The sequence below is a fragment of the Victivallis sp. genome (assembly GCF_048170485.1).
In the GTDB taxonomy this organism is placed as follows: Bacteria; Verrucomicrobiota; Lentisphaeria; order Victivallales; family Victivallaceae; genus Victivallis.
Genome location: NZ_DBEXAY010000258.1, coordinates 1 through 4,489, shown reverse-complemented (window position 1 = coordinate 4,489; position 4,489 = coordinate 1). Strand labels below are relative to the sequence as shown.

At 60.2% G+C, this 4,489-nt stretch carries 3 protein-coding genes and 1 pseudogene; 3 read left to right on the top strand and 1 reads right to left on the bottom strand.

All coding sequences use genetic code 11. The annotated features are described in order from the left end of the window. From dnaK to groL, 3 genes are all read left to right on the top strand, one after another. Positions 1–1,897, top strand: a 1,897-nt coding sequence (gene dnaK / locus ACMLHG_RS13485; protein WP_417170832.1) for a molecular chaperone DnaK, incomplete at its 5' end; no start/stop codon positions are given. Between the two features lie 132 nt (positions 1,898–2,029). Beyond that, positions 2,030–2,326, top strand: a complete 297-nt coding sequence (locus tag ACMLHG_RS13480) for a co-chaperone GroES (protein ID WP_294434269.1) — start codon at positions 2,030–2,032, stop codon at positions 2,324–2,326. A gap of 54 nt (positions 2,327–2,380) precedes the next feature. Next, positions 2,381–4,018, top strand: a complete 1,638-nt coding sequence (gene groL / locus ACMLHG_RS13475; protein WP_294434271.1) for a chaperonin GroEL — start codon at positions 2,381–2,383, stop codon at positions 4,016–4,018. Between the two features lie 205 nt (positions 4,019–4,223). On the opposite strand, the pseudogene ACMLHG_RS13470 reads toward groL, so the two are convergent. Continuing rightward, a pseudogene (locus tag ACMLHG_RS13470) lies at positions 4,224–4,489 on the bottom strand (hypothetical protein); the annotation flags it as partial.

Here is a 4,489-nt window from a genome sequence, read left to right as displayed (position 1 = left end):
TAAAATTTTAGGTATCGACCTCGGCACAACCAACAGCTGCATGGCTGTCATGGACCACGGTGAGTACAAGATTATCCCCAACGCGGAAGGCAACCGCACCACGCCTTCCATCGTCGCCTTCACCAAGAGCGGCGAACGTCTGGTCGGCCAGACCGCGAAACGGCAGGCGGTGACCAATCCGAAGAACACCATCTTCTCGATCAAACGGTTGATGGGCCGGAAATATTCCGAAGTCCAGCGCGAGAAGGAACTGGTCCCGTACGAAATCGTCGAAGCGCCCAACGGTGACGCTCACGTCCGCGTCGGCGACCACACCTACTCCCCGCCGGAGATCTCCGCAATGATCCTTCAGAAACTGAAGACCGATGCGGAAGCCTACCTCGGCGAAACCATCAGCCAGGCGGTCATCACCGTCCCGGCCTACTTCAACGACAGTCAGCGTCAGGCGACCAAGGACGCCGGTAAGATTGCCGGACTTGAAGTGCTCCGGATCATCAACGAGCCGACGGCCGCGGCACTTGCCTATGGCCTCGACAAGAAGAGCGATGAAACCGTGGCGGTCTACGACCTCGGCGGCGGCACCTTCGATATCTCAATCCTCGAAATCGGCGACGGCGTCTTCGAAGTGAAGGCCACCAACGGCGACACCCACCTCGGCGGCGATGACTTCGACCAGGCGGTCATCAACTATCTCGCTGACGAGTTCCAGAAAGAGAACAACGTCGATCTGCGCAAGGATCCGCAGGCGCTTCAGCGGCTCAAGGAGGCGGCGGAAAAGGCGAAGTGCGAACTCTCCTCGAGCATGAGCACCGACATCAACCTGCCGTTCATCACCATGAACCAGGACGGGCCGGTCCACATGAACATGACCCTCACCCGCGCTCAGCTGGAAAAACTCTGCGATCCGTTGCTTGACCGCACCAAGATTCCGTGCCAGAACTGCATGAAGGACGCGGAGGTCACCAAGAGCCAGATCAAGGAAGTGATCCTGGTCGGCGGTATGACCCGTATGCCCCGTGTGCAGGAAGTGGCCAAGGAGACCTTCGACAAGGAACCGCACAAGGGCGTCAACCCGGATGAAGTGGTCGCCGCCGGCGCCGCGATTCAGGGCGGAGTTCTCAAAGGCGAAGTCAACGATGTGCTGCTGCTCGACGTCACCCCGCTGTCGCTCGGTATCGAGACGATGGGCGGCGTGATGACCAAGCTGATCGAGCGCAACACCACGATCCCGACCAAGAAGAGCGAGATCTTCAGTACGGCGACCGACAACCAGCCCGCGGTGGATGTCCGCGTGCTGCAGGGCGAACGGGAACTGGCCCGCGACAACAAATCGCTCGGCCTCTTCAAACTCGACGGCATCGCTCCGGCGCCGCGCGGCGTCCCGCAGATTGAGGTGACCTTCGATATCGACGCGAACGGCATCCTCCACGTGACGGCCAAGGATCTCGGCACCGGCAAGGAGCAGAAGATCACCATCACCGCGTCGAGCGGCCTCACCGAGGCGGAGATCGAAAAGATGGTCAACGAAGCCAAGGCCCACGCCGAAGACGACAAGGCGGCCAAGGATAAGATCGAGACCAAGAACAAGGCTGATTCGATGGTCTATCAGACGGAGAAACAGCTCAAGGAGTATGGCGACAAGCTCCCGGCCGATGTCAAGGGCCAGATCGAAAGCGGCATCGCCAAACTCAAGAAGGAAATCGAATCCGACGACACTGCAGCCATGAAGTCGACCATGCAGGAACTGGAACAGCTCCTGATGAAACTCGGCGAAGCGGTTTACGCGCAGCAGCAGCAGGGCGCGGCCGCCGGCAATGCCGGCGCCGGCCAGCAGAACGCGAACAACAACGGCAATGACGACGGGGTTGTCGACGCGGAAGTCGTGGATGACAAATAAACTCAATTCCTAGGTGGAAGAGTAATCCATTGAAGAGCCCCGCCCGGGGGAACTCCCGGGCGGGGGAGTTTTAGTTTCCGAAACGAGAACAGTTGTGTGAATCCAAACACCCAAACAATAAGGAGTATCAAAATGTCGAATGTCAACATCAAGCCGCTCGGCGACCGCGTCCTTCTCGAGATCTGCGAGAACACCGAACAGATGAAGGGTGGAATTCTCATCCCCGATTCCGCGAAGGAGAAACCGCAGGAGTACAAGGTGATCGCGCTCGGCACCGGCAAGAACGATGACAAGGGCAACAAGATCCCCTTCGACGTCAAGGTCGGCGATATCGTCCTGACCAGCCGTTACGGCGGCACCGAGGTCAAGGTCGATGACAAGGAATACAAAGTGGTCAACCAGGACGACATCCTCGCGGTGATCGGCTGACCCCTCCCCGCAACCATTTTCAGCTAACAGCAACAAACAGGAGTTTTCAATACCATGGCTAAACAGCTTGTTTTTTCCGATGAAGCCCGTCGCGGCATTCTCGAAGGCGTGACCCTCCTTTCGAAAGCGGTCAAGGCCACCCTCGGCCCGAAGGGACGCAACGTTGTAATCGACAAGAAGTTCGGCGCCCCCGCTATCACCAAGGACGGCGTCACCGTCGCCAAAGAGATCGAACTCAAGTGCCCCTATGCCAACATGGGCGCTCAGATGGTCAAAGAGGTCGCCAGCAAGACCAATGACGTCGCCGGCGACGGCACCACCACCGCGACCGTGCTGGCCGAGGCCATCTACCGCGAAGGTCTCAAGAACGTCACCGCCGGTTCCAACCCGATGGAACTCAAGCGGGGCGTTGAGAAGGCCGTCGACGCCGTCGTGGCCGAAATCGCCAAGATGAGCACCAAGGTCAGCGGCGACATGATCGCCCAGGTCGCCTCCATCTCCGCCAACGGAGACACCACCATCGGCAACATCATTGCCGAAGCGATGGCCAAGGTCGGCCAGGAAGGCACCATCACCGTCGAAGAGGCCAAGACCCTTGAGACCACCCTCGACGTGGTCGAAGGTATGCAGTTCGACAAGGGCTATCTGTCGCCCTACTTCGCCACCAACACCGAAGCGATGGAAGCGGTCCTCGAGGACGCCTACATTCTGATTCACGAGAAGAAGATCAGCAACCTCAACGACATGCTCCCGCTGCTCCAGGCGGTCGCCAAGGAGGGCAAGCCGCTCCTCATCATCGCAGAGGACGTCGAAGGCGAAGCGCTGGCCACGCTGGTCATCAACAGCATGCGCGGCATCCTCAAGGTCTGCGCGGTCAAGGCGCCGGGCTTCGGCGACCGCCGCAAGGCCATGCTGCAGGACATCGCCATCCTGACCGGCGGCACCTGCATTACCGAAGATCTCGGCATCAAGCTTGAGAACGTGACGCTCGATCAGCTCGGCAAAGCCAAGCGCATCACCGTCACCAAGGAGAACACCACGATCGTCGAAGGCGCCGGCACCCAGGCCGCGATCATGGGCCGTGTCGCCCAGATCCGCCGCGAGATCGAGGAGACCACCAGCGATTACGATCGCGAGAAACTCCAGGAGCGTCTCGCCAAGCTGGCCGGCGGTGTGGCCGTCATCAACGTCGGCGCCGCTACCGAGGTGGAGATGAAGGAGAAGAAGGACCGCGTTGATGACGCTCTGCACGCCACCCGTGCCGCGGTGGAAGAGGGCATCGTCGCCGGCGGCGGCGTGGCGCTGATCCGTGCCGCGGCGGCGATCGACAAGCTGCAGCTCTCCGGCGATGAGGCCACCGGTGCCGCCATCGTCAAGCGCGCGGTCGAAGAGCCGCTCCGTCAGCTCGCCGCCAACGGCGGGTATGAGGGCAGCGTCGTCGTGCAGCGCATCAAGGAACTCAAAGGCAACGACGGCTTCAACGTCGCCAACGGCGAATACACCGATATGCTCAAGGCCGGCATTATCGATCCGGCGAAGGTGACCCGTTCTGCGCTGCAGAACGCCTCCTCGATTGCCAGCCTCCTGCTGACGACCGAGTGCCTGATCACCGACATCAAGGAAGAAAAAGAACCCGCCGCGGCTCCGGCCGGCGGTATGGGCGGCATGGGAGGCATGGGCGGCATGATGTAATTCTGCCGCTCCTGCGAGGGAGTTTCCGCCAGGGAACTCCCCTCCATCGAGTCAGAAGGGCTGTTGCAGAACCCTCACGGGTGTGCAACAGCCCTTTTTTTTGCGACAACGACAGCTCCGGACCACAACGGAATGCAGAAAAACGGAGTGCTGCAAAACGTTCGAAGTCTGCAGCACTCCGTTTCCGTCTTCCGCCGGTCAGATTTCAGAGTCGGTTCTTCTTGAATGCATCCAGCAGAACCTGCTTGCGGAGCGTGTGAGGGACCGGGGCGAGGTTGCGGGGGTCGTCGCTGTGTTCCACGCTCCAGCCGTGCCACACCCGGAAGGCGTGATAACACCAGTCCCAGCCGTACTCCTCGAAGAGGGAGATGCAGTCCTTCAGGTATTCGGCCTTACTCTGGGCAAATGGAAGTACGCGCTCGAAGAGCTCCCCGTGGAAAAACAGATTTGACTCCCCGGAAATATCCCCTG